The following is a 2,347-nucleotide window of genomic DNA, read 5'->3' on the forward strand; positions in this document are numbered from 1 at the left end:
CGTGAGGGCCGCTCGGTGGAGGACATGCGGCTGCGGCTGCTGCTGGACACACTGCTGGAGTCCGCCCAGGGACTACGGCGCGAACTGGCACTGCCGCCCGCCATGGTCAGGCCCGGCGATACGGTCGACGCGGTCGAGCCCGGCCGGATGTCGCCCAAGGACGTGGCGGCCCGTGCGCTCTCCGAGACCGATCCCGCGCTGCTCGACCAACTGCTCGCGCTGCCGCAGTCGCATCTGATCGTGGACGGCTACAACGTCACCAAGACCGGCTATCCGACGATGCCGTTGGAGAAGCAGCGGCTGCGGCTGCTGGGCGGGCTCGCGATGCTCGCGGCGCAGTCGGGCGCGGAGACGACCTGTGTCTTCGACGGCGCGGAGCTCGCGGCTCCGGTGCTGCTCGCGCCGCCGCGCGGCGTGCGGGTGCTGTTCTCCAAACCGGGCGTGACCGCGGACGAGTTGATCCGCCAGCTCGTCAGGGCGGAGCCGCCGGGCCGGCCGCTGGTGGTGGTCTCCACCGACCGTGAGGTCGCGGACGGAGTGGCGCAGGCCGGTGCCAGGCCCGTCGCGTCCGCCTTGTTGCTGAAGCGGCTTTCGCGCATCTAGTCAACTGGTGGGGTCAATGCCCGAATTGATGGCGTCTTGGTGGAGCGCAGCGTCAAATGTCCATCACTGCCTGTGTAGCGTCTGTAAATAATGCGCGTCGTGACAGAGTTTTTCCTCGTCAGGATTTGAACTGATCACAAGAAGGTCACTATGGTCAGGCGTCGAACCTTCGCGCGGTTGATCACCCACCCGGGGTGACAGCGAAGGAACCGCCGATTTCATGCAGTTCAGCCCAGTTGTCAGGGGTGTCGGACGTATGGAGCCGGGGCCCTGTGTCCCCCATGGCCCGGTAGGCGGCTGAGGAAGAAGGAGCTCGCCTCCGTGGCGTCCCACCGTCGTCCCAAGCAGCCGAGCCGCGCCCGTGTGACCGTGCTCACCGCGACCGCTGCCGCCGCTGTCGCCCTGACCTCCCAGGCCGCTCAGGCCGCTCCCCAGCCGAGCAAGAGCGACGTCAAGGAGAAGGTCGACAAGCTCTACGAGGACGCCGAGAAGGCCACCGAGAAGTACACGGCGGCCAAGGAAGCGCAGGGCAAGCTCGAAAAAGAGGTCGACGCCCTCCAGGACAAGGTCGCCCGCGGCCAGGACGAGCTGAACGAGCTGCGCGACAGCCTCGGTTCGATGGCCAGCGCCCAGTACCGCACCGGCGGCATCGACCCTTCCGTACAGCTCTTCCTCTCCTCCGACCCGGACAGCTACCTGGAAGGGGCGTCCACGCTCGACCAGGTCAGCGCCAAGCAGGCCGAGTCGCTCCAGCAGATCCAGGAGAAGCAGCGGTCCCTCGCGCAGCAGCGCAAGGAGGCCCAGGCCAAGGTCCAGGACCTGGCCGAGACCCGCAAGGAGCTCGGCGCGAAGAAGGCCGAGGTCCAGGAGAAGCTCGCCGCCACGCAGAAGGTCCTCAACACGCTCACCGCGCAGGAGAAGGCCTCGCTCGCCGCCGAGGACTCCCGCGCCAACCGCGCCAGCTCCCGCGCGGACCTCGGCACTTCGGTGCCCGCCTCGCAGCGCGCGTCCGCCGCGTTCGCCGCCGCGCAGAGCAAGATCGGTACGCCGTATGTCTACGGCGCCTCGGGCCCCAGCTCCTTCGACTGCTCCGGGCTCACCTCATGGGCGTACGCCCAGGCCGGTGTCTCCATACCCCGTACCTCCCAGGCCCAGGCCAACGCCGGTACGCGGCTGGCCATGAGCCAGCTCCAGCAGGGCGATCTGGTCATCTTCTACGGCGACCAGCACCATGTCGGCTTCTACGCGGGCAACGGCCAGGTGCTGCACGCGCCCAAGCCCGGTGCCAGTGTGCGCTACGAGTCGATCAACAACATGCCGTTCCAGTTCGGCGTACGTATCTGAGACTTCGAGCCCGAGGCTTCTGAGACTTCGAGTCCAGGCTCCGGATCCGGGACACCATGCCCGCCCATTCGGGCGAATTCCCGTACCTCCAGCTGACACCGCGCCCCGCCGATGACCTGTGGTCTACGGCGGGGCGTCACTTTGTGTGCGCGGCGCGGTCGTTGGCCGCTCCGTGGTCGCCCGGCTACTGTCTGCTCCCGCGGCTCCGGCCAGTGGTCCGCCCGTCGGGCGGCCGGGGGCCGCGTCAGTGCGTTCAGCGGAAGGAAGTGCGGCCTCCTGTGGTGTCCCATCGCCGTCCCTCACACTCCGGCTCCGGGCTCGGTTCACGCGGCAGCGCGGCAGTGGCCCTGTCCGCCGCGGCGGCCACGGCCGCGGCGGCGCTCGGAGCGGCTCCGGCGGG

General features: G+C 69.0%; 2 protein-coding genes. Both read left to right on the forward strand.

The features are described from left to right. Window positions 1-603: NYN domain-containing protein (locus GA0115259_RS29095; protein WP_176732690.1), on the forward strand; the 603-nt coding region annotated here is incomplete at its 5' end. 321 nt (window positions 604-924) lie between these two features. Continuing rightward, a complete protein-coding gene (locus GA0115259_RS29100; protein WP_093602539.1) occupies window positions 925-1,947 on the forward strand; it encodes a C40 family peptidase in 1,023 nt (340 codons plus the stop codon). The last annotated feature ends 400 nt before the right edge of the window (window positions 1,948-2,347 follow it).

The sequence above is a fragment of the Streptomyces sp. MnatMP-M17 genome (assembly GCF_900091995.1).
In the GTDB taxonomy this organism is placed as follows: Bacteria; Actinomycetota; Actinomycetes; order Streptomycetales; family Streptomycetaceae; genus Streptomyces.